Origin of the sequence: Sphingomonas sp. 22R3R2A-7 (assembly GCF_036856055.1) — a bacterium.
Classification (GTDB): Bacteria; Pseudomonadota; Alphaproteobacteria; order Sphingomonadales; family Sphingomonadaceae; genus Sphingomonas.
On sequence record NZ_JASPFR010000001.1, the window covers coordinates 3,684,152 to 3,703,915 of the forward strand.

A 19,764-nucleotide genomic window follows, 5' to 3' on the forward strand; every position below is an offset into this window, starting at 1 on the left:
TCTACTTCAGCTCGGCGCCCAGTTTCGACCACGTGACGGTCTTGATGCCGTTCTCCTTAACCCACCCTGGCGGATTGGCCGGCGCTCCCGCCTTCGGGTGAACCGCGACCACGCGCTTGCCCAACGCCAAGCTCTTTTCCACCTCCCACTTGACCCACCTGCTCGCAGCCGTGCTCGCCGAAAGGTAGACCACGGTAACCGAGGTACGCTCGATCCGTTCGGTGATCTTTTGCTTGATGTATGCGGCGCGGTCGCTGTCGTAGGGTTCGCGGACCGAATGGTCGTTGAATTCGATGTCGCTGTTCTCGTTTTTCGCGTGGGCGCGCAAAAGATTGACCTCGGCCATGTCCTCGGTGGCGAAACTGATGAAGACGTTGCGCTTTCCTCCCTGCAAGGCCGCTTTGGCCTTCTGTTCGAGCGAACGGATGTCACCGAGCGTGTTCCAGCCGCCGCCACCGCCGCCGCCCATGTCAGTTCTCCTCGAACTTGAATTCGTTGCAGGCGATGCACGCACCGCACGGTTCCTCGGCGCCCATATGGCACGAGTAGGTGTCCGCGATCCCCTTCTCAGCGGCCAGTGCCACGACGTCCTGCTTGTGGAACTGCGCGAGCGGCGCGAGCACGCGGATCTCCCTGCCCATGCAGAGGCTGATCATCGCCTCCGCGTGTTTCAGGAAGTCCGCGGTCTGGTCGGGGAAGAGCGCGGTGTCCTCGTGGAGCAACCCGATCGACACGGCGTCCGCGTCGCGCTGCACCGCGTGTGCGGCCGCCGTCAGAAGGAACAGCATGTTGCGTCCAGGCGTGAACGCATCCTCCAGCACGTGAAGCGAGGTGTCGGTAAGACCCGATCGGATCAAACGGCCGTAGCCGCCGAGCTCGGCGACGGAGGGCTCGGGAAGGCCGAGGCGCGACATCGCGACCCGGCATGCCGCGAGCTCGCGGTCTCGGGCGCGCTGCCCGTAGTCGATGAAGAGCGGATGTTGGCGGACGCCTTCCTCCTGGGCCAGTTTAGCTACCAGCGTCGAATCCAGCCCGCCGGATACGAGAGTGACGATGCTCATGCGGCCAAAGTCTCCGTTTGCGTTGTTTTCGCGACCCGCATCACGATCCAGATCGCCCAGTCCAGCAACCCGACGGGCACTCCGATGTCATCGGCATGGACCCGCAGCGCAGTCTCGCCTCGAAGATAGGGCGACAGTGAAGATGTCGCCCGGATCGGCGTCGGCGACAGGGTGAGCGCCGTCATGTAGTTCAGCACATGGCGGTCGAGTATCGCGAGTTCGTAGCTCAGCCCAACATTCCTGACGAACATGCTCGCCTGTTTCGGTCCTATGCCCGGAGCGTTTCCGACGAGCCATTCTCGAACAGCTTCACCGGTGCCCGCGGTCTGGATGAGTGCGCATAGCGTGCCGGCTTCAGCGCTCACAGCTAACCGCGTGAGCGCCAACTGGCGCGCACGCGCTTGCGGAAACCGGTAGCGGCGACATGTGCCTGAAACCGTCAACGGCGCGCTGAGAAGGTCGGTCAGCCGATCGGTCAGGTCGGGCTGGTCCGCACGGGCGGAATGCAGCAGTCCGCTTCCGTCGAGCCGATCGGCGGCGGCCACCGCCAGCGCGTATGGCACTTGGCTGCTGAGAAGGCAGCAGGACAGCTCCCACCACAGGCGATCTTCTTCACGCACGCGCGGCGCCGCGGTCGCACGCTTGGCGATGTCGGGACAGATCGCCGCCACGGCTCTCTGCAGTTGCATGGGCGCGAAGGCCGTCACTTGAACAGGTCCGGGATCTGGCTTGCCAACTGGATGGCGTTCTCTCGACCTAAAAGTTCGCGCACCAACGCCTCCAACCTGTTGCTCGCAGCACCCGTCTGGAGCTCGTCGGCGAACTTGGTTAGCACGTCGAGGTTGTGGAACGCGACCTTGCCGGCGAAGTCGACCAGGTCGTCGTCCATGGCGGCGGCGGTCACCGGCGAGGTGGCGACGCGGGCCTGGTACGCGAAGAAGTCGAACTGCTGGAAATGAAAGAGCTTCCGGGTGAGGCCGTCGGCGACCACGCGACACCATTCGAGACCGTCGAAACTGTCGGCACCGGCCGCGGCGAGGAGGGCGATGCTCCAGGGGTTGCCGGTGCCGAGCAGATGGAGGGGCTGATAGAAGGGCAGGGTGTCGAGCGCGTCCCTGATCCTTCGGACCGTGCGGGCGCTCGATATCAGCCCGGGGCCGAGTTCGCGTTCGGGAATTGCGATCATGGGAGGTCCGAGCTTGTCCGCGATTTCACGGATTATGGCCGGGAGGTGTTCGAGGTCATAGCCGCCGTCGTGCTTGGGAGCGTGGACTATCGGAATGATCGGCTTCGTCGTGGCCATCGCGTCGCGCGTCACCGCGGCGACGATCTGCTTCGCTGCGACGGCCGGTGATCGGGACGGCTGCAGAACGTCGAACGAGAAGGCGTAGTCGTGTGGAACGTCTTCGAGCGCCGGGCGCAACAGATCCGCGGTCCAGCTCGGGTCGCCGCGGCGGTAGGCCTCGTAATTGCCCGAGTCGACAAGCACCACGGCGCCCTGCTTGCGCAGTCGGGTCAGCTGCCGGACGATGCCCTTGTGGCGCCGTTCGGGGAGAAGGTCGTAGGCGGAGATGAGAACGGTCTTCGCGCCGAACAGTCTAAGAGCCCTCACGGCTTCGATCGGCTTCAGGTGTGTTTCGTGCGAACTGACCGAGAAGAAGAGGGATGGCAGCGTCACGTTCCCGAACGCGCTTGGGCGTGGGGCGGGAGTGCGCGCAGGAACGATGCTGGCAAGTTTCCGTACGAGCTGCTTGAAGCCGTCATGGCCGCTTCCGCCGTTCCAGTTCTGTATCTCGACGGTGCTGAGCTGGCCGTACGCATAGGGAGCGTTGCAGGCCTCGACGCGGACGGGGACCATCGTCCTCCCGTGCTGCCGCGCGAGGGCGAGCTCGTCGCGCACGCTCTCGCTGGTCCGGGCGGCCGGCGACCAGATCGGGATGACGCAGCCGGCTATGGGCATCTCCCGCTCGATCGCCTCGACGAAGTCACCGACGATCATGTCGTCCCAGAAGATCGTCCACTGCGGACGAAGCAAATTGGCGAGATGCGCCGCCGCCGCCGCCGCGAGCGGGTCCCTGCTGGAGTAGACGATGTAGACGTCAGCCAACGCCAGATTTCCCATCGCCTCGTAGCCCAGCGGGCTCATCGTACAGTGAGGGATCGCTGCCGCTGGTCTCGTCCGGCGTCGCGGCCCAGGCGACCAGATAGAGCGAGGAGGCGAAATCGTTTGTGCGGGTGGGACGGTCTCCTGATCCCGAGGGCAAGCCGCTAGGCGAACTAGCCGCCTCGTCGAGGACGACGACGGGCAGGCCGGTTCGGATCGCGGTCCGCATCCTGTCGTCCGCTGACCCGTCCATGCCTTCTTCTAGTACGAGAAGCGCCCCCGATGAGGAGTTCATAGGCATCGGGTCGCCTAGCGAGGGCGCCCACGCGGTCAGTCCCAACTCCCGCAACCGGAAGCGGGCCTCCTCCATCGTCCACCGCCGCCCGATGGTGTCGACGGCACCGGCGATCTCGATCGGCCCCGGGGTGTGACGGCTGAGCGGGATCAGGGGGGCGGGATCGTCAGCGGGTAGGGGAAGCGTCCGGGTCTCGCAGTACGCCGCCACGGATTGCGATGCCAGAAGCGCGGCCTCGTAAGCGGGCATTCCGGCCTCGGCCCAATGGTAGGCGAAGATGGCGCTGAACACGTCGCCGGTTCCGATCTTGAAGACCCTGGTGGACCGGAAGGCGGGCACGTGTCTCGGCGCCGCTCCTCGTTTGAAGACGGTGGCGCCGCGGATCCCGGCCTTCACGACGACGACGTCGGCACCTTGCCGATCCATCGCGCGGCCGGCCGCTATCCCGACGTCCCCCGTTTCCTCCATCGTGCCGATCTCGAGCTCGTTCATGACAAGCGCCAGGCTTCGCGCCCGCGATCCGTTCGCGCTGAAGGGCGCCGGAGAGTGATGGGTCTGCGGATCATAGACGACCCTGCCACCATGAACGACGGCATCGCCTTCGACGAACCCGAAACGGAGGATCGCCTCACCGTGCACTGAGATCGGATCGGCTACGGCGATCATCGAGCGCCGCGGCTCGATATGCGGGCTGGATAGCGGGTGGAAATACGCGAACGCGGTGGCCGTATCGATTTGATGCCTCCGAACGGCTATCCCGAGCGCCTCGATGTTTCGGGCACCCGTCTCCATCGAAGCCGCCACGTAGGTGTGCAGGATCGAAGTCGGCGAGAGCGCGCTGACGGCCGCTGCAGCCCGTCCGCCCGATCCGAAAGTGGCGTTCCAGTGCGGTACGTCGCAGAATTCGCGGTACAATCCTCCGGCGATGTCCAACTAGCGTTCCTGGCCGGCAACGATATCATGCAATATCAATCGCTTCCGACGTCGTTCATTGTTTTTAATCATCACGGACAAGTCTGCCCGATCGAAGCGGGCTCGTCGTCTAATATTGCATCCGAAACGGTGGAAACTTTGAGCAGGGGGGCGGTCCCTCGAGAGATGCGACCGATCAGGATGCATCGGGTTGTCGGAGCGTTGCGGACGAGAGGCGGGGATCATACCTGCTATCCTGCAAACGGGGGTCGCGACGTCGCGAACTGCCGTCCGCTGAAAAAGACGGCCAAAAGGGGACGAACAATGGCAAAGACCAAGGTTTTCGTGAGCTACGATCATTCCGAGGACGCCAAATACAAGCGGCTTCTCCAGGCATGGGACGCCAACCCAGACTTCGATTTCGAGTTCGACAGCCGCGGCCCGAATGTGGCGATTAACAGCACTGACGCGGCCGTAGTCAAAGCGGCGTTGGTGAAGACCATGAAGACCGCGACGCATCTTCTGGTCCTGGTCGGCGAGAAGAGTTCGACCAGCGACTGGATCAACTGGGAGATCGCTCGGGCCAAGGAATCTGACGTAGAATTGAAGATCGCCGCCGTGAAGCTGACCGGAAGCAGCGTCTCGCCAGCGGGCCTGTTGAACGTTGGTACGGCGTGGGCGACGAGCTTCACGCGTGACCGCATCGTCGACGCACTGAAGGTCGCCAAAGGTCGGCTACTGAAACGAACCATTCTCGCCGCGTCGTGGCGGCGAGGATGGCAACCGCCTCGAAATTTGCATCGGCGAGACAATGAGCATCGACACCCGAAAACTGTGCTTCGTCGTCATGGGATTCGGTAAGAAAACGGACTTCGAGTCGGGGCGGACCCTTGATCTGGACGCGACGTACGAGGCGATCGTGGAGCCGTCAGCCTCGGCGCTTGATCTGCGCTGCATCCGCGCGGACGAGATCATGCATTCCGGCGTGATCGACACGGCGATGTACGAGATGCTCCTTCGCGCGGATCTCGTGATCGCCGACATCTCGACCGGCAACGTCAACGCCGTCTACGAACTCGGCGTCCGGCACGCACTGCGTCCGAACTCGACTATCATCATGATGGAGAGCGAGGGGAGCCTGCACTTCGATCTGAACCATGTTGCCACGTTCAAGTACGAGCACATGGGACAGGACATCGGGTCGCGTGAGGCGGCTCGCGCGCAGCGGGAACTCACTGCGCTCATCCGCGAGGTCATGGTCGCGGAGCGACCTGACAGTCCCGTGTACACATTTCTGCCTGCGCTCCAGCAGCCCAAGCTAACGGAAGAGGAGTTCGCCGAACTCGTCGACGAGACGGAAGCGGCGCAGGAGCAGTTGTCCGGCTACCTGAATGCCGGTGAGGCTGCCGGCAAGGCCGACCGATATGAGATCGCGGCGGGGGAGTTCGCCAAGGCCGCCGAGATGAAGCCCGACGATCCCTACATCGTCCAGCAGCTTGCACTCTGGACCTACAAGAGCGCCCTGCCTTCGGCTCTCGACGCGTTGATGACCGGATTGCGGCTAATCGAACCGTTGCGCCCGGACCGGTCGAACGATCCAGAAACGCTCGGGATCGCAGGCGCTATGCGGAAACGGCTGTGGCTTCTGACGAGCGATCGGGTGCAGCTCGACACCGCGATTCGCTACTATGGGCGCGGCTTCGAGGTTCGGAGGGACTATTACAACGGCGAGAACCTCGCCACCTGCTACGACTACCGGGCCGAGGAGCAGACAGAGCCGGCCGAGGCCCAGTTCGACCGCATGTCGGCTCAAAAGGTCCGTGGCATGATCGTGGAGATACTCACCGAGGTCCGCGCAGCGGCCAACTTCGATCAGCGATCGGACCGGCACTGGGTTCTGGCCACGCTTGCGAATTGTTCGTATGGCCTGGGGCAGGAGGCGGCCGGTGACGAGTTCGAGGCTGCATTCTTCGGCGAGGACCCAGCGGACTGGGAGAGGCAGACCTATCTCGGCGGCAAGACGGCCGCACAGGCCGCCGCTGCTAGGCTGGGGCAGCCAGGCGCCAAGTCAGTCGAGAATATCGGGTCTCGCAAAGCATGAAGAGAGAACACGTCCCACTCAGCATGTGCTCTAGAAGAGCGTCGATCTGTGCTTCTGCGTGACTGCTGTCGCGTATGCCAGATTGGGGTTGCGTATCGGCCTCCATCATAGCGCTCGGACGGATTGTTCCAGCGTCGGCTGACGCGGCGCATGCGTGGCCGACTTCATCACGGATAGCCTACAGCGGCATAGCTGCCGGCGCGCGGATAGTTGGACAGGATCGTCTGGTTGTCCTTGTCTTCGGGCTCGAGTTCGATGGTCCACCGCTCGTTGCCGAGCTGATTCTCGATCGCTGCGGCGAGTGCCGGCATTGCGTGGTTGCCATATCCTCCGCTAATCGAACCAGGCCTACAGCCTCGTTGAACGCCGCGGGATCCACACCCGTTGCCGCGAAGCGGGCGCGCAAGGCGTTGAGCATGGCGTCACGTAAAGATTGCCGGCAGGTTGGTCCTCTGACCGATGGGCGTGCCGCAGCGCCGAACAAGGGTGGAGAGTTCGTCGGCCACATCCTGTTCCGATGGCAGTTCGGCAAGCCGGTCGAGTACCGGCCAGGTATCGCTCAGCTTGACCGCCGCGTCGAAGAGCTTGTGGCTTATCTGCGTTTTCGCGGCCGAGGCTAGATCGTCGTCGTGCATGTCAATCTCGTCCGCAATGTCGACGGCTACCGGCGATCGTGGATGTTCACATGGGGAGCGGGCGCGGAAAGAGGGATGCTACATGAAGGTGACCACGGCGGTTCGCGGGATGCGGCATGCGGAATGCGACGGGTTCGCTCACGTCTTCCGGGTCCATTGGCGACCACGAACCTTGCGGATTTCGTCCGAGCCGGCCACGTGTCGCTCCCTCAGGAGGACACATGGCCTACCCCAAAGTTACAATCCCGCAGATCCCGGATGACCAGACGCTAGAGGCGATCGACGCCTTCCTCACTCAGCTCAACGGCTGGGTCTTGGTCTACGGCATCATCGACGACGACCGCTTGGCGCTGCGCGTTGGCGGCTATCGGGTTGCGGGTCAGAAGCCCATCTTACGGGATCACGATCCCGAACGTCCGGAGCAGGATTTCCGGCGAACCCACTTCAACTCGATGACGTTCGAGTTCGAGCATTTCGCTGAGGGGCTTGAGTTCCACGAGCGGTTCCCCTGATGTCCGTGGAGCGTCTTGAGCGCATCGTCGGGAAGGCCGTGCCCATCCTTTTCGATCAGATAGAGGGAGGCCGTGTTCCCGTTCAGAGCGAGGCGTCGCTGCAGCTCCATCTCGGTCGCATCATCGCCACCGTCGCCGACCTCGAGATGGTCAGCGCGAGGGAAACGTTTTCGATCGAACTCGAGAAGCCGCTGGGCGAGAGGTCGGGCAGGGGGCGTCTGGACATATGGTTTCGGCTCACCACCGCTGACGACCGCGATTGGCGCTGCGCGATGGAGCTCAAATTCTTCAAGAAGGCGAGCCAAGCCGAGCCGGTGAACCGCCATAAGGCGTTGCTCGACGTTGCGAGGCTGGAGACTTGCGGCGACGTGGCGGATGTCGGTTTCATGCTTATCGCGACGGACCATCCGCACTACGTCGACTGGAACGCCTACTCGCCCGACACGGCCGACTTCGACTTTCGGCACGGTCGTCGCTACGATGCTGGGTACGCAATGACCTACCGGACCCCGGGATCGGCGTTGAAATCTATCACGCTCAGGAACGATTACGAGTTCCTCTGGACCGATGCGACCCAAAGGCTGCGATACCTTCTGCTCCGGGTGCCTGTTCACGAGCACCAAATCTCGGCTGTGACTCTTGGGCTGAAGCGGTAGATACGTTTCGAGACAGGGGTTGCAGTCCCTGCTCGAATACGCAGTCTACGGGCTAGGCGTCCTGTAGTGAACGGTCGACTTCCGTAGTGGCGATCGTTGGGAGTCCCCTTCTCCTAGCGTGGCCGATCGATGATCTTGAGCACCGTCCCTGACGTCTGTTACGGTCGGCCCGTCAGACTTCGTCCAGGTAGCCCCGCATTGATCCGATCGCGTCTGGCGTCATCCGTATGCGTCTCACCCGCGTGTCGGCTTCGTCCGGCCAGCTGACGATCAGGCCGGCGGCTTCGAGTTTCTTCATAGACCGTAGCGCTGTGGTGATGGGTACGCCTGCACCGTACGCGACGCTCGTGGTAGACGGGTCGCGGCCGTCCTCGTGGCATAGGAAGAGCTCGAGCAGGATGTCCCATGCGGCCTCTTGGAACGTTTTGGTGTGCTCGCCGAACCATCGTCGGCGGGCCCGACGGTGATCGAACAGCGTCTGGGCGCGCTCCCTATGGGTTGGGCGGTTTCCCGGACCGTTCGGAGGCCCGGCCACTTCCTGGGCCCAAGCGGGTACGGTCCCGTTCCGATCGTTCGCGGAGTTCGGATCGGACCAGGTGTCTGGGAAGCGGGATAGAAGTACGCGCGGACGGGTCATTGACCGATCAACCGTTCGTCGCGGAGACTCACGATCGCGTGGCGGCCCACGATCAAGTGGTCGAGGAGCACGAGCCCAAGGCCGCGACAGATCTTGTCGAACGCCACCGTGGCGTCAATGTCTGACCGGCTGGGACGGGGGTCGCCGCTGGGATGATTGTGCACCAGTATCAGTGAGGTGGCGCCGATCTCGAGGGCCCGGGCCACGATCTCACGTGCGTAGAACGGCGCGGTGTCCACTGTGCCGGTCGTCGTTTCGTCGAGCAGGAGTTCGTTCTTCCCGTTCAGGAATAGTGTCCTGAACCGTTCCTGGTTCGCGGTGCTCATGTCGACGTGGAGATAGTCCCGCAGGGCGGACGAAGTGCCGATCACCGGCTTTTCGACGACGAGCCGCCGGAGCGACAGGAGGACGGCGGATCGGCACCATCTGAAGGCCTCGATCGCTTCGTCGTCCGCACCCGCCCGGCGTAGTCGGGTGGTCGATCCCGCGAGAATGGCCGTGAACGACCCGAACTCCCGGATCAGTTGGCCTGCGACTATCGCCGGCTGCTGAGCGGCCGATCCCGAACGCCGGAGAAGGTACTCGATCGCCTGGCGCTCTTCGCAGAGCGATGGCGGGACCAGACCCCCCATGCAAGGAGCAGGAGGGTCGGATAGCTCGATGCCTCCTCCATGACCTGGTAGCCTAGACGCCACATGCCTGGAGTGACCGCTCGCGTCACGTGCGCGGTCGTGGATATTAGTTGCAAGGCGGATGCGGCGAGGATCCACCATCTACCGGACCTCGCGGCGTAGATGGCCAGACCGACGAACAGGCCGACGTCTATCGCGAACATCGCCAGCTCGATGCTGCTGAAACGCGAGACGAACGATGGCCGTATGACCACGGTCAGGATAGCCGCGACCATCATCAGCGTGGCGACGCCGACCTCCGGCTCGCTCAGTGCTTCCCACCATTGGGAACGCACCTCGCGCCCCGACCACGCGAGCGCGGTCAGTACGCAGAGAAGCAGCCAGAAGCCGGTGACGTACAGGTGCATTCGGGTGCTCGACCATGATCCGGCGCCGCGGTCAATCGGCCTGGACGAGTTCGGTTTCTAGGTGGTCGGATATGCCACTCTGGCGGTTGCCGGGCTCGTTGGGCACGCACGCGCCTGGACCATATCCCGGCACTTCGAAGATGCCGATCATGTTCGTCATGACGCTGTGGGCTTTCGAGATCTTCGCCTGCGACGCGAGCTGCATCTCGAGGCATTCCGTCATCAGCCTCATCGCCTCGATCGACTGGTCGTCGATGAAGACGCGGGCGTCGGTGCGTTCGCCCTGCATGGCGAGCAGGCAGCTCAGCGTGTCGGTGATACCGCGGTTGGTGGAGCGCTCGGCTGAGATGACGGCCTTGCGGGTGTTCTGGACGTGTTCTGCGGTGACGCGTGGCATGGGGTTCTCCGCCTCGGGCGGTGAACCCGAGGTCATCTTGCGTGGGGCCGCTCGAGGCTGTTCGCGACGCGTTGGGCTGCCGAGTCGTAGATCGCCGGCGAGGCGATCAGGACGAGCGCGACCAGCACCGCCATCGCGAGGATCATGATGACGCGCTGGAATGGCGCGTCGGGTCGTTGATCCTGCCCACCGGGTATAGGAACGACCGCGTCGAAGACGAAGGTCGCTCTCTCCTCCCGAACTTCGGTGGGCGGCGGCAGATCTGCACCGGCGACGGACGGCTCGACCATCGACAACGGCGGTCTAGACAGAGACTGTGGAGGGGCACCGAGCGGGCCGGTCGTCGGCGTGCCTCTCATGGCGGGCTCTTCCGTCGCGCAATCGCCCGCATCCGCCTCGAACCGCCGCAGCCTGTCGGCGGCGGAAAGGCGCGAAAGGCCTCCGAGCTTCCGCCGTGCAGCGAAGATGTGGGTGTTCACCGTCGATCCGGCGATGCCGAGCTCGTGAGCGATCTGCTCGGTCTTGCGCTCGTGATGGGCAAGCCGGAGGCAGTTTCGCTCCATCGGCGTCAGTGATTCTGTATTCGGCACGGTCCATGGCCGTCCGGCTATGCCATCGATGAAACCAAACTGGCTACTAGCTTGGCGTAGGGGGTATCGCTTGCTTTCCCGCGCTTTCGGACTCCTCGCTGAGGCCCTTGCCGGACGGCGTGGGGGACGCGGCGGGCGGTGTGCAGGGCGCGACATCGGCGACGCGACCGATGCGCTTGCGACGTCTCAGTCAGACTGTAGCTCGGACAGTGCCTGCTCGATCAGAGCTCGCCCCGTCTTTGAAAGCGTGAGGGCGGAATCGGTACCGACCGCCAACCCGTCGGCGAGAAGGACCGCGCGCCAGCGCCGACGGACGCCTTCGGATTGGCGCGATCGGAAGGGAGCTCGGACGAAGCGCTCTTCCGGCCAGCCGTCGGCCACGTAGAGGCCAAGCAGTTCCTCCAGCAAAGGGTCGCTGATGTAATGGGTTGGCATGGTGCTCCGGAACACCTCGCGGTCTCGAAGCATCCGCCTGGCGATCGTCTTCAGGTGTTCCGGCGCTGGCTTCGGGATGTCGTCGTCATGCATGAACGGATCGATCGTCACCCTCGGCTCCTGGTTGCGTGGCGCATGGGATGGCTCAAGTAATCGATCCGACATGATCGGTGTCAACGGAAGTCGGAGCCGGACCGGATGCATCCTGCTGCGCCGCATCACCACGACGGGGATCCAGGGTAGAGGGGTGAACCCTTGGAACATATGCACATGTGCATATGTTCTATCTGGTATGACTGACGATCCCGAGCGAACGAATAGGCGAATGCCGACCCCGGATCCGGGGTTTCTCCGCCTTATCGAAGAGGCGAACGAGGCCCGACGATTTCGTCGGTTGGCGTTGGATCCCGCCATCAATCACCGTGTTCAGGCGGCCGCGGCGCTCGAGAAGGCGTTGGTCGGTCCGCTACCCGACGTCGTTGATCTAGGCGAGTACATGACGCGGATCGTGACGCTCTATCAGATCTGCGACGGTGCGATCGGGGGATGCAACACGGCGATCGCGACCGAAGGCCTGCCGGGTTCCTGGATATCGCCCTTCGGCATGGCCCTGATTGACATGATGCACTTCGTCACCGCGGGCGTGTCCGACGACGAGCAGGTGACGCTGCGGTTGTCGATCGCCCGCGATCGCGGGCGCCTCGCGGCCGCGTTGAACGTCCGTGGTGCCTTCTCGGCACTTGCAGCCGCTTCCGCGACCCGCGGCCTTCTGCGTGCCTGCGCGATGATCGATGGCCTTGGCGGACACGTCGAGCGCTTCGTCAATGTCGACCGGATGAGTATCGAGATGACTTTCGACAAATCTGGCGGCCGTCGGTTTCTGGATCAACGAACAGGTGGCGGCCGGAGTTGACGGTCTCGATCGTTCGAAAGGTACGGGCAGACCGCTGCGATCAAGGCGAGCAGAAGATCCGCATGCTGACGTTCGCGCGGGCAGCCGATGTCTGCAATGAGGCTAGATAGTACGTCATCTGCCGAACCCGGGGCGAAGGTGGCGTCCGTTGCAGCTGCGTGATCAGGTTGGCCCGTTCGAGGATCCGCCCAGCGAAGATCCAAACCTCCCGAGCGTACATCTGTGAACGCAGCGCGTCGCGAACGATGGGCCAGGCGCTGTCGACGTTCGGCCCCTTCACGATGCGGCGTGTGAGCCGGCCATCCTTGATGGGCACGTGCTTTCGCCACTCGCCTCTTCTGTCGGGAAACTGGTGTGTCGACGTCATCATGCTGAGACTGGCCTGCGCCTGGCGGCCCACTTCCTGCAGCGAGTTCAGACTCATGATCGTGTCGTCGACCTTCGCATGTATCATCACGACGCGCCTTCCCGTCTGATCGACGCAGATGAAGTCGCACGTTTCCGTTCCGCCGTCGTCGCACACGACGATCGAGAACTGATCGAGCAGGGCGGCCATTTTTGGATCGACCGCGCGGATGGCATCGCGGCGAGTGTTGTCCAGTCGGCCGCGGCCGGCGTACCCGAAGTGCGCGTAGACGCCGCCGAACGCGCTGCAATTCACCCAGTCGTCGATGGACGACGTGCCGGTACCTTTTTCCGACGTGATCTGATTCAGCCAGGGCGATGCAACGACGGCTTCGAGCGGGCCTCCCGCCTGGTCGCGGGCGACGGTCTCGATCGAGATGGACGGCTTGTAGAAATGCTTTTGGGCGTAGACGAGGGCGGGGTCGGCGGGCACGACCCGAAAGGCCTGGTTCCGCGACAGCATGCCCGAGAGTAGCTGAGATCGTTCGCGTCGCTTCACCGCGTTGGAAAGCCGCCCGATCAGATGCGCGTCCAGCTCGGGGATGTCGAGGATGTACTGGCCACGCCGGCGAATGTTGCCGGTGACCTCGTAATTCACTGCTCCGTCGAACCGCTGACCGTCGACCTCTAGCCGGAACTTGCCGTCAGCATCCACGTCGAGACAGCGATCGGCATGAGCCAGTGCCTGGGTACGGGCGGCGTCCCATCCATCTGGCACTTCGTCCCCGCCTTCGCCAATGATCTCGGCGAAGTCGAACAGGATGTTCTGCGGCTTCGCCCGCGCGGCCTCTGGAGCCGGAAGAGCCTGAGCAAAGCGACCGAACGCCGCGCTTGGCGCAAATGCCGAGTCCAGCCGATCAGCTAAACCGTCTATCCATTTGGCGTAGTCCTCGATCGAGACATAGCCGGAGTTCGCGTCGGAAACGGTCGCGCGCTGAAGTGAAAGGTAGCGCGATGAGGAGGCGCCCGCATTCGCCTTCATGAGCGCTCGAACCGACGTCGTCGCCTGCATCCCCTGAGCGAGGTCGTAGAAGCCAGCGCCGAAGTCGCGCATGCGCGCCGTGACGGACCTGATGCCCATGTCCGAGATATCGAGGCTGACGGCGGACGCGACGGTCACCCGCCATGTCTCGTCAGCCGAAGAGATAGGCACAAGTCGTTGCAGCTCTTCCGGTCCTTCGGCTTCGAGACCGAGCCGGACTGGATCGATCACGAGGCCTTCGGTGTCGAGAAGGAAGATGCGGTCGCGTACACTGACGATTGCCATCACTCCGAGCGTCCAGCTCGGCATGGCCTTCCTGGTCAGCAGCGGAGAGTTGCCCCATGCGACGTACGCCACGAGCCGGATATTCTGGGGATCGTCCGCCTGTGGAACGAGGACTGTCGCGTCGTGACGGTCCTCAAGCCCCATCGCGACCGCGGACGCCTCGGCAATCTGGTCCAGGGTTAGTGAGCCACTCGATCGGGTGATGAAGGTCCGTGTTGGCAGTTGGATGTCGGTGAAGCCGATGTCGTGCCGGTCCAGGTCCAGCCGATTTCTGAAGTCTCCCGAGATGTATTGCACGGCGGGCGAGGCCTTGCGCAGAGTTTCGAAAAAGTTCGTCTCGCGTCGAAGCGCATCCGCCGGATCGGTCTGGAAGCGCTCCTCGTATCCAAGATATCGCCCGAAACGCTCCGCCAGATCCTCGCCCACCAAGCCGCTTCCCATCACGAGCGCGCACTCGTGATGGTCGCGTCTGCGATAGCGCAGCACGCGCCCGACCTGCTGGATGACGGCCCGGCTGGTGCCGAACGGCTCGAGGACTGCGACGCCACAGAAGCGGCTGTCATCGACTCCCTCGAGGAGCTTCCACTGATGCAGCCAGAACCTGACGTCCTGCGCTTCTGGAGCATCGAGCGCAGCGATGGCGTCGTTGAATCGAAGCGCGCCGGGGGCGTTACGTCCCTCCTGTTGATGGATCAGGACCGACCGTTGACCACGACGTTGAAGCTCCTCCCTGATGGCAACGAGGCTACCATGCGTTTCTGCCCGGACGATGATCCGGGCTTCGCCCGGCGCGTCCGGCATCACCTCACGTCCGACTTCGTCGGCGAACCTGATCAGCCTGTCGGCGAACGGTTCTTCCGGATCCGTGCCCGGCGATGGCTGGATTCTCACGTCACGGACCAATCGCATGTCCCGCGCCTCCTGGAATGACAGGCTGAAGGCGAACCGGCCGTCGATGTCGAAGTAGCGGAAGTCGTTCCTGTATGGGGTCGCACTGAAGAGGACGGTAGGCAGACCCAGGCTGCGGATGCACTGCGACCAGACGAAGGCGGGCTCGTAGTGGCTTTCATCGACGATCACCAGGTCGAACGCTCGGAGTTTCGCTAGAAGCGCCTGCCTCGCGTCTTCGTCTATGTCCGCTCCGCGACCGTTGTCGGGAGGGATTGCTTCGGGCCCAACTGGACGTCTGCCTGTCAACTTATGTGCTGGACGGTCAGGACGGAGTATCTGTTCGAGAGCGGCGAAGGTGCCGACGACGACGAGGCGTTCGTCGTCGATGGCGGCAAGGGCCTCGGCATCGCTCGGAAGGAGACGGCGAACTGGTCCGTTCCGAACGCTCGCACCGGGCGATGGATCGTCGGCGAGGCGAGGGCGGACGCTGGTCCCATCGTAGATCGCATCGAACCGGCTCCACAACCGGGTGTGGAGATCGCGAAGCATCTGGTCGACCAGCGCTTTGCGAGGAGTGATGACGAGGGTGCGTCTGATGGAGGGCACCGCACATGCGAGCGTGGCGATGACGCCGGTCTTGCCGGTGCCCGTCGGCATTTTCACCAGCGCAGCCCCCGGAGTGGCAACTGACGTTCGGCGAGCCGCGATGTGGGCGAGGGAGAGTCCTACCGCACGTCGCTGCGGCGCCCATAGTCCACCGTCGGGCAGGTATGCATGCTGATCCGTGGCGGCGTTCCAGAACACCATTCTCCCAAGCGGGCTGATCAGGTTTGCGAACTCGGCAAGCATCGCGGGCGTCGCGACCTCGCGGTCGAGAGATGTCTTGCCGCCTCGGCGATCGATCGTCGGATCGTCGTGCGAGCCGAGCGAGAACAGGTCCTCCAGATCCAAGCACGTCGCTCCCCAACCCCTGGTCAGTCCTAGGGGGCATTCCGGGACCTTTCCATCATATATCCGCGCAGGGAACCCGGTCCTTCAGGGCCGGGCGGAATGCGCGCCTTTCCTAGGTTTTGAAGAGAAGGAGTATTGATACCCGTCGCCACGTTGCAGGATGCGGCAATGGCGATGCGAGACGTCGCGGATCATGCCCGCGGCTGTGCCAATGTTGAAGTTTCCCACTTTCCGCACGGCGACGCGACCGACATGTCGCCCCGCGTGCTTGCCCGCTGGAACGTCGGCTGCGACGAGATCGCCGGTGGCGAAGCCGAATACGCTCTTAGTCCGCATCAGATAAAGGCGGATCAGAAATACGGCAGGGATGCGAAACATCGCCGAATGCTCCCACTTGTGGAGCCTTTCGGCAACTTGCGCGACCCGGCGATCGGCGATCGGCGATTTCCTCGCGCGCGCCTTCGTTGTAGGCGAGATAGACGATGCCGATCTCTCCGCCGCGAATTTGCTTGGTCGCGGCTCCGAACAGGCTCGTGGGTGGTCGCGATCGCTTCTCGACGACGATCGTCGAACTGTTGCGCCAGGTCAGCGCGATCGGGTCACTGACTTGGCTCACTATCACCCCTTCGGGAGTGTCCACGCGGCAGATCAGCCCGTCCCATTCCGGGAGGTCGCTGTCCCAGTCGAACGCGTGATGCAGCATCTGCGGATTGTAGGCTTTGGTCGAGGCGGGAAGCTCCATCGAGATCGCCGGCTTCGAAATGACACAGGTGACAACCATCGTCTAGGAAGCGCGACAACGCCGGCCAGCGCTTGTGCCCATAGGCGATGGCTTTCGCGATGTCGGACTTGGGTGACAGGCGACGCAAGCCGGCGTCGAGCACCTCGCGCAATCCATCGACCAGCAGTTTGCTCCGTTCCTTCCGAGTACGATATCGCCCATCGGGCGGTTGGCCACGCACGTCGGCCTCGATGGCGAAGAGCGCGCCGATCCGCTCGAGAATGTCGGTGGTCAGCGGTGTCGGGACAGCCGCGTTGGCGGGCGGCCGTGAGTGAGCTCACGATTACATTCCCAGGCTGCCGCCGGCTAGGTGAACGATGCTCTAATGGGGGTACTCAGAACGAGATCGATCAGAGGTTGGAACGTATGCATATGTGCATAGTTAAGGATGCATGCTTCACCATCATGACGACTTAGGTCAGCCTAATCTGGACGCAATGGAAGTCGCGAGCCTACTCGATCGGGCAAAAGCGGAACGCCTTGCGCGCCTCGGAACAACATCGGGAAAAGGGTCACGATTTGAAGATGACCTGGGGCGAGTCGCGATGATTCAATTGCGTAGCGCCATGATGCACGACTTCGGCACGTCAATGGTTCCACAAGATGAGGGGATCGCCGCCATCGGCCACGATCGAGCCTTCGAGCAACTGGAGCGTTTTTGCCAGACCAAGAGGGCTGCAGATTTCCGCTTCGATCAGGGCATCGAGGGTTTCGTTGACGACGGCATCAATGTCCAGGAACGCGAACCCGCCGGGCGGCATTGGCTGGACGCCGCGCATCCACGTCCAGATCACGTTTTGACCAATGCGTTCCATCCTGTCAGGTGGCCCGTTGTCGAAGGACGCGCGGCGCAGGTCTTCGAGCCCGTCGGCGGTGATACGAACGAGCAGCGGTCCTGGTTCGTCCACCCTCTCGCCATTCCGCCGTTGCCAGGCTTCGGCGATCATTCCGCGAAGCAGCGACCAGTTAGCATCGACCGCCGCTGCGGCATCTGCGGGCATGTAGCGCATGGACAGAAGTCGGAAGGCGAAAGCCAGAGCGAACACCTCGTCGACGCCGTAGCCGTTGCTGGGCGTGGTGCGATGCCGGGCGCGCGAGGGAAAGCCAGCTCGCTGGAAATGCTTCAGCCTCCCTGTAAGCGCCGTTGTCTTCCGGTCGTGAACATCGAGAAGAACGACAAAGAGCCGAAACATCTGCCTGTAGGTCAGTCGCACGTGCTGATCGTCCTGGTTCGCATCGCGCCGTACTACAGCAACAACGGTGATGACGTCACCGGTCTGATCCGGCTACGTTTCAATGACCTGCCGGGCGACAGGAAAGCGACATGAAGGGGCGGACGTTCCGCGTGGGCGCGCACGAGAGGATTGGTTGCGTAATCGACCTCGAAACCGTGCCGGATCCAGATGTCGTGGCCATTTCTTCGCGCTGCGCGGTGGCGGGCCGTTCCCGCGGCATGCTCCATCGCGCGGTATGCGGGACGCTGCTCCATTTCGCGGAGGACCGCGATAGCGGAAGTTTGAGGTGTTTGTCCTTCAGGACGCTTACCTTGGAAAGGGCTGCCGAGGGCGCATTTCTCGCCGACATCGAGGCAATGCTTCCGGTCCCTGACGATGACAGTTCGATACTGGTGTCGTTCGCAGGCACGATGCATGACCTTCCCGTTCTGCGCCGTCGTGCGCTGAGCCTCTGGATGTTCGACATGCCGAACATTCGTGGGTGGAACGAGCGGCGTGCCAGCCACCACGACCTTATGTATTACTTCGGCGCACGATCACCCAATCCGTCGCTCGCGGAAGTGTCCGCCCTGCTGGGTGCCAATCTGGCGGGAACGCGCAGCGGCGACCCGGCAACGCTCTGGATCGAGAAGGGAGACTGGCGACCAATCATCAAGCGCAACCGCAATGACGTCGCTGCAACCTTCATCGCCTACGCATACACCTCGGCTTGGCGCCGCGGCTCCGAATTGCCGGTTGCGACCGCGTGGACTAGTTTTTCCAGCCTGCTTCGCGGAATGGGCGAGGCGATGCACGATCTTCGTGAGTTTTCGCATCATCACATGGTGGGACTTGCCGCTAAGCGGCTCGCGGCCTTGTCCGGTGCGCCGCGCAACAGCTCCGGATCGGTGAAGTGACCGCCTACCGCCTCGAATGGCAGGACAAGGGCCCACCAAGTACCGGGCGGTGGTCGATCTTCGCCGACGCGGAGCGTGCACGGATCGCTCTTCGGCAGTTGCTTCGCCGCCGCCGCGGGGCGGTGCAATGGGTGAGAGTTGTCCAGACCGGCGGCGATGGCGACATGATGGACTGTTTCGTAGCTGGAGGAACGTCGGTCGATTGGCCCGATCAAGAACCACTGCCGCTCTGCCCATCGACGATAATACCGCCGCTGGCGCCTGAGATCGATCGCCTGCGCGCCCGGGCCATCGCCGCGCTCGATATCGTGTTGTCTTGGTCGATGCGGCACCACGTGCTGGATCGGCATGCTGCGGATGGGCTGCGTCTCGCCTTCGACGCGGCGCTGCTGGGGGTCGGTATTCGACCTGGACGGAGCACCGATTAGGTAGCTGGGGCGGCGATGCCGGCTCAAACGGTCTGACCCTGCCGATGGCGGACGTGAGGTGGCTAAACAATCACGACTCCACTTCGGCCACCATCCGGCGCGTGATCGCTGCGACGGTCTCACGCCTTATGCGGGCCACTTCCATCTGCAGGAGGCGCTCGCTGGCCGCCATCAATTCGTTAGTAAGCTGATCCTCGTCCGCTTCTGTCGAGATGACCAGGTCGATCAGCTTGTCATGGTCCAACCTGACCGCCCATGATGGCGCAGCGACAGATTTGCGACGCGCAGCATCGAACGGTAGGCAGGCATCACGGTAGAGGTCGAGACAGGCCTGGTTTGTCCGAAACACTTCAGTGGTGACACCCCGTCGCTCCTCATCGATATGCGGTAAACGGCTCGCCTCGGCAATCGCGTTCTTACCGGGCGATCGCGATATGTGCGACGTCGCCTTCAGATGCCCTATCGCCGCCTTGACGAGCCGTATTGATCGGTCTCGCCTCTCCGCTGCATCTTCAGAGAGCTGAGTCACTGGAGCGGGGCGAACGGGTGCCTTGATCACATTCGGCTTCGGCGCCGGAAGCTCAGAATCGTGGAGTTTCACCTTCACCGCGTCGAGCTGCCGA

25 protein-coding genes and 1 pseudogene are annotated in these 19,764 nt (G+C 63.2%); 8 read left to right on the forward strand and 18 right to left on the reverse strand.

What is annotated here, in order from left to right; genetic code table 11:
• Nucleotide 1: 1 nt before the first annotated feature.
• Genes QP165_RS17685 through QP165_RS17705 form a run of 5 tightly spaced genes read right to left on the reverse strand, consistent with a single transcriptional unit; the run spans nucleotide 2 to nucleotide 4,393 of the window.
• On the reverse strand, nucleotides 2–469 hold the full coding sequence (locus tag QP165_RS17685) for a TIR domain-containing protein (RefSeq protein ID WP_333996609.1): 468 nt from the start codon (nucleotides 467–469) through the stop codon (nucleotides 2–4).
• A gap of 1 nt (nucleotide 470) precedes the next feature.
• On the reverse strand, nucleotides 471–1,061 hold the full coding sequence (locus QP165_RS17690) for a 7-cyano-7-deazaguanine synthase (protein WP_333996610.1): 591 nt from the start codon (nucleotides 1,059–1,061) through the stop codon (nucleotides 471–473).
• The gene (locus QP165_RS17695; protein WP_333996611.1) at nucleotides 1,058–1,768 is read right to left on the reverse strand and encodes an 8-oxoguanine DNA glycosylase; all 711 of its coding nucleotides are present in this window, start codon (nucleotides 1,766–1,768) and stop codon (nucleotides 1,058–1,060) included. The genes QP165_RS17690 and QP165_RS17695 overlap by 4 nt, the downstream gene beginning before the upstream one ends.
• Complete coding sequence (locus tag QP165_RS17700) at nucleotides 1,765–3,207, reverse strand: toll/interleukin-1 receptor domain-containing protein (protein ID WP_333996612.1); 1,443 nt, start codon at nucleotides 3,205–3,207, stop codon at nucleotides 1,765–1,767. The genes QP165_RS17695 and QP165_RS17700 overlap by 4 nt, the downstream gene beginning before the upstream one ends.
• Nucleotides 3,161–4,393, reverse strand: coding sequence for a PfkB family carbohydrate kinase (locus tag QP165_RS17705; RefSeq protein ID WP_333996613.1), 1,233 nt, complete (start codon nucleotides 4,391–4,393; stop codon nucleotides 3,161–3,163). The genes QP165_RS17700 and QP165_RS17705 overlap by 47 nt, the downstream gene beginning before the upstream one ends.
• Nucleotides 4,394–4,696: 303 nt before the next feature.
• Here QP165_RS17705 and QP165_RS17710 point away from each other — a divergent pair, with 303 nt between their 5' ends.
• Together QP165_RS17710 and QP165_RS17715 are read left to right on the forward strand one after the other, a co-directional pair.
• A complete protein-coding gene (locus tag QP165_RS17710) occupies nucleotides 4,697–5,233 on the forward strand; it encodes a TIR domain-containing protein (protein WP_333996614.1) in 537 nt (178 codons plus the stop codon).
• Nucleotides 5,184–6,473: a tetratricopeptide repeat-containing protein gene (locus QP165_RS17715; protein ID WP_333996615.1), complete on the forward strand. Its 1,290-nt coding sequence runs from the start codon at nucleotides 5,184–5,186 to the stop codon at nucleotides 6,471–6,473. The genes QP165_RS17710 and QP165_RS17715 overlap by 50 nt, the downstream gene beginning before the upstream one ends.
• Nucleotides 6,474–6,640: 167 nt before the next feature.
• Here the strand turns inward: QP165_RS17715 and QP165_RS17720 are convergent, their stop codons facing one another.
• Both QP165_RS17720 and QP165_RS17725 read right to left on the reverse strand, forming a co-directional pair.
• The gene (locus tag QP165_RS17720) at nucleotides 6,641–6,784 is read right to left on the reverse strand and encodes a hypothetical protein (RefSeq protein ID WP_333996616.1); all 144 of its coding nucleotides are present in this window, start codon (nucleotides 6,782–6,784) and stop codon (nucleotides 6,641–6,643) included.
• Between the two features lie 111 nt (nucleotides 6,785–6,895).
• Nucleotides 6,896–7,108 (reverse strand): hypothetical protein, encoded by a 213-nt coding sequence (locus tag QP165_RS17725; RefSeq protein WP_333996617.1) that lies wholly within the window; start codon nucleotides 7,106–7,108, stop codon nucleotides 6,896–6,898.
• A gap of 221 nt (nucleotides 7,109–7,329) precedes the next feature.
• Between QP165_RS17725 and QP165_RS17730 the strand changes: the two genes are divergently transcribed.
• Nucleotides 7,330–7,620, forward strand: a complete 291-nt coding sequence (locus tag QP165_RS17730) for a hypothetical protein (protein WP_333996618.1) — start codon at nucleotides 7,330–7,332, stop codon at nucleotides 7,618–7,620.
• Nucleotides 7,620–8,276, forward strand: coding sequence for a hypothetical protein (locus QP165_RS17735; RefSeq protein WP_333996619.1), 657 nt, complete (start codon nucleotides 7,620–7,622; stop codon nucleotides 8,274–8,276). Before QP165_RS17730 ends, QP165_RS17735 begins: the two co-directional genes overlap by 1 nt.
• Before the next feature lie 172 nt (nucleotides 8,277–8,448).
• Here QP165_RS17735 and QP165_RS17740 read toward each other — a convergent pair whose 3' ends face one another.
• The 6 genes from QP165_RS17740 to QP165_RS17765 all read right to left on the reverse strand — a co-directional run bounded on the left by QP165_RS17740 (nucleotide 8,449) and on the right by QP165_RS17765 (nucleotide 11,485).
• Nucleotides 8,449–8,574 (reverse strand): hypothetical protein, encoded by a 126-nt coding sequence (locus QP165_RS17740; RefSeq protein WP_333996620.1) that lies wholly within the window; start codon nucleotides 8,572–8,574, stop codon nucleotides 8,449–8,451.
• Nucleotides 8,575–8,909: 335 nt separating this feature from the next.
• A complete protein-coding gene (locus tag QP165_RS17745) occupies nucleotides 8,910–9,545 on the reverse strand; it encodes a JAB domain-containing protein (protein ID WP_333996621.1) in 636 nt (211 codons plus the stop codon).
• Nucleotides 9,449–9,952 (reverse strand): hypothetical protein, encoded by a 504-nt coding sequence (locus QP165_RS17750; protein WP_333996622.1) that lies wholly within the window; start codon nucleotides 9,950–9,952, stop codon nucleotides 9,449–9,451. The genes QP165_RS17745 and QP165_RS17750 overlap by 97 nt, the downstream gene beginning before the upstream one ends.
• A gap of 31 nt (nucleotides 9,953–9,983) precedes the next feature.
• Nucleotides 9,984–10,349 carry a hypothetical protein gene (locus QP165_RS17755; protein WP_333996623.1) on the reverse strand — a complete coding sequence of 122 codons (366 nt, stop codon included), beginning with the start codon at nucleotides 10,347–10,349 and terminating at the stop codon, nucleotides 9,984–9,986.
• Between the two features lie 32 nt (nucleotides 10,350–10,381).
• Nucleotides 10,382–10,939 carry a helix-turn-helix domain-containing protein gene (locus tag QP165_RS17760; RefSeq protein WP_333996624.1) on the reverse strand — a complete coding sequence of 186 codons (558 nt, stop codon included), beginning with the start codon at nucleotides 10,937–10,939 and terminating at the stop codon, nucleotides 10,382–10,384.
• 186 nt (nucleotides 10,940–11,125) lie between these two features.
• Nucleotides 11,126–11,485: a hypothetical protein gene (locus QP165_RS17765; RefSeq protein WP_333996625.1), complete on the reverse strand. Its 360-nt coding sequence runs from the start codon at nucleotides 11,483–11,485 to the stop codon at nucleotides 11,126–11,128.
• Nucleotides 11,486–11,699: 214 nt separating this feature from the next.
• On the opposite strand from QP165_RS17765, the gene QP165_RS17770 reads away from it, so the two are divergent.
• Complete coding sequence (locus QP165_RS17770) at nucleotides 11,700–12,287, forward strand: hypothetical protein (protein ID WP_333996626.1); 588 nt, start codon at nucleotides 11,700–11,702, stop codon at nucleotides 12,285–12,287.
• 40 nt (nucleotides 12,288–12,327) lie between these two features.
• On the opposite strand, the gene QP165_RS17775 is transcribed toward QP165_RS17770, so the two are convergent.
• The 4 genes and pseudogenes from QP165_RS17775 to QP165_RS17790 form a co-directional block, all read right to left on the reverse strand.
• On the reverse strand, nucleotides 12,328–15,801 hold the full coding sequence (locus QP165_RS17775; protein WP_333996627.1) for a DEAD/DEAH box helicase: 3,474 nt from the start codon (nucleotides 15,799–15,801) through the stop codon (nucleotides 12,328–12,330).
• An 84-nt stretch (nucleotides 15,802–15,885) separates the two neighbouring features.
• The gene (locus tag QP165_RS17780) at nucleotides 15,886–16,179 is read right to left on the reverse strand and encodes a hypothetical protein (protein ID WP_333996628.1); all 294 of its coding nucleotides are present in this window, start codon (nucleotides 16,177–16,179) and stop codon (nucleotides 15,886–15,888) included.
• The gene (locus QP165_RS17785) at nucleotides 16,127–16,543 is read right to left on the reverse strand and encodes a hypothetical protein (RefSeq protein WP_333996629.1); all 417 of its coding nucleotides are present in this window, start codon (nucleotides 16,541–16,543) and stop codon (nucleotides 16,127–16,129) included. The genes QP165_RS17780 and QP165_RS17785 overlap by 53 nt, the downstream gene beginning before the upstream one ends.
• 34 nt (nucleotides 16,544–16,577) lie before the next feature.
• Nucleotides 16,578–16,826: pseudogene (locus QP165_RS17790) on the reverse strand (IS66 family transposase); the annotation flags it as partial.
• 148 nt (nucleotides 16,827–16,974) lie between these two features.
• Here QP165_RS17790 and QP165_RS17795 point away from each other — a divergent pair.
• Genes QP165_RS17795 through QP165_RS17805 form a run of 3 tightly spaced genes read left to right on the forward strand, consistent with a single transcriptional unit; the run spans nucleotide 16,975 to nucleotide 19,141 of the window.
• The gene (locus QP165_RS17795; RefSeq protein ID WP_333996630.1) at nucleotides 16,975–17,910 is read left to right on the forward strand and encodes a hypothetical protein; all 936 of its coding nucleotides are present in this window, start codon (nucleotides 16,975–16,977) and stop codon (nucleotides 17,908–17,910) included.
• Nucleotides 17,907–18,713, forward strand: coding sequence for a hypothetical protein (locus QP165_RS17800; RefSeq protein WP_333996631.1), 807 nt, complete (start codon nucleotides 17,907–17,909; stop codon nucleotides 18,711–18,713). The genes QP165_RS17795 and QP165_RS17800 overlap by 4 nt, the downstream gene beginning before the upstream one ends.
• Complete coding sequence (locus tag QP165_RS17805) at nucleotides 18,710–19,141, forward strand: hypothetical protein (RefSeq protein ID WP_333996632.1); 432 nt, start codon at nucleotides 18,710–18,712, stop codon at nucleotides 19,139–19,141. Before QP165_RS17800 ends, QP165_RS17805 begins: the two co-directional genes overlap by 4 nt.
• Before the next feature lie 70 nt (nucleotides 19,142–19,211).
• Here QP165_RS17805 and QP165_RS17810 read toward each other — a convergent pair whose 3' ends face one another.
• On the reverse strand, nucleotides 19,212–19,748 hold the full coding sequence (locus QP165_RS17810; RefSeq protein ID WP_333996633.1) for a hypothetical protein: 537 nt from the start codon (nucleotides 19,746–19,748) through the stop codon (nucleotides 19,212–19,214).
• Nucleotides 19,749–19,764: the final 16 nt, after the last annotated feature.

What these genes read in the sequence shown, in the direction of transcription:
- QP165_RS17780 (WP_333996628.1), bottom strand. Translation starts at nt 16,179, where the DNA reads ATGTTTCGCATCCCTGCCGTATTTCTGATCCGCCTTTATCTGATGCGG.
- QP165_RS17770 (WP_333996626.1), top strand. Translation starts at nt 11,700, where the DNA reads ATGCCGACCCCGGATCCGGGGTTTCTCCGCCTTATCGAAGAGGCGAAC.
- QP165_RS17710 (WP_333996614.1), top strand. Translation starts at nt 4,697, where the DNA reads ATGGCAAAGACCAAGGTTTTCGTGAGCTACGATCATTCCGAGGACGCC.
- QP165_RS17800 (WP_333996631.1), top strand. Translation starts at nt 17,907, where the DNA reads ATGAAGGGGCGGACGTTCCGCGTGGGCGCGCACGAGAGGATTGGTTGC.
- QP165_RS17785 (WP_333996629.1), bottom strand. Translation starts at nt 16,543, where the DNA reads ATGGAGCTTCCCGCCTCGACCAAAGCCTACAATCCGCAGATGCTGCAT.
- QP165_RS17690 (WP_333996610.1), bottom strand. Translation starts at nt 1,061, where the DNA reads ATGAGCATCGTCACTCTCGTATCCGGCGGGCTGGATTCGACGCTGGTA.
- QP165_RS17735 (WP_333996619.1), top strand. Translation starts at nt 7,620, where the DNA reads ATGTCCGTGGAGCGTCTTGAGCGCATCGTCGGGAAGGCCGTGCCCATC.
- QP165_RS17685 (WP_333996609.1), bottom strand. Translation starts at nt 469, where the DNA reads ATGGGCGGCGGCGGTGGCGGCGGCTGGAACACGCTCGGTGACATCCGT.
- QP165_RS17740 (WP_333996620.1), bottom strand. Translation starts at nt 8,574, where the DNA reads ATGAAGAAACTCGAAGCCGCCGGCCTGATCGTCAGCTGGCCGGACGAA.
- QP165_RS17745 (WP_333996621.1), bottom strand. Translation starts at nt 9,545, where the DNA reads ATGGGGGGTCTGGTCCCGCCATCGCTCTGCGAAGAGCGCCAGGCGATC.
- QP165_RS17750 (WP_333996622.1), bottom strand. Translation starts at nt 9,952, where the DNA reads ATGCACCTGTACGTCACCGGCTTCTGGCTGCTTCTCTGCGTACTGACC.
- QP165_RS17795 (WP_333996630.1), top strand. Translation starts at nt 16,975, where the DNA reads ATGCTTCACCATCATGACGACTTAGGTCAGCCTAATCTGGACGCAATG.
- QP165_RS17720 (WP_333996616.1), bottom strand. Translation starts at nt 6,784, where the DNA reads ATGCCGGCACTCGCCGCAGCGATCGAGAATCAGCTCGGCAACGAGCGG.
- QP165_RS17700 (WP_333996612.1), bottom strand. Translation starts at nt 3,207, where the DNA reads ATGAGCCCGCTGGGCTACGAGGCGATGGGAAATCTGGCGTTGGCTGAC.
- QP165_RS17755 (WP_333996623.1), bottom strand. Translation starts at nt 10,349, where the DNA reads ATGCCACGCGTCACCGCAGAACACGTCCAGAACACCCGCAAGGCCGTC.
- QP165_RS17725 (WP_333996617.1), bottom strand. Translation starts at nt 7,108, where the DNA reads ATGCACGACGACGATCTAGCCTCGGCCGCGAAAACGCAGATAAGCCAC.
- QP165_RS17730 (WP_333996618.1), top strand. Translation starts at nt 7,330, where the DNA reads ATGGCCTACCCCAAAGTTACAATCCCGCAGATCCCGGATGACCAGACG.
- QP165_RS17715 (WP_333996615.1), top strand. Translation starts at nt 5,184, where the DNA reads ATGAGCATCGACACCCGAAAACTGTGCTTCGTCGTCATGGGATTCGGT.